General features: G+C 66.7%; 1 protein-coding gene. It reads left to right on the plus strand.

Annotated features, from left to right (window positions below):
- Window positions 1-258: hypothetical protein (locus AC5Y30_RS25565; protein ID WP_499922117.1), on the plus strand; the 258-nt coding region annotated here is incomplete at both ends.

Consider the following 258-nt stretch of genomic DNA (forward strand, 5'->3'; position numbering starts at 1 on the left):
CGCCTGGCAAAACACCGCCGGGGATGACCCTGCTGCCAGGCTGACTTTGGGTGATGTGCAGGCCACTTCGATTCCGGTGGGCACACTCACGGCTCGTACGGATTTGACCTTCTCCCTGGCCGAACGCTGGGGCGAAGGCGGTGAGCCAGCCGGGATCGGCGGAACGGTGGAGTTCCGCACCGATGTGTTCGATGCGGCCACCATCGAGACGCTGACCGCCCGACTGCAGCGGGTGTTGGCGGCGATGACCGCCGAGCC

The organism is Mycobacterium sp. NGS27, from assembly GCF_059813005.1.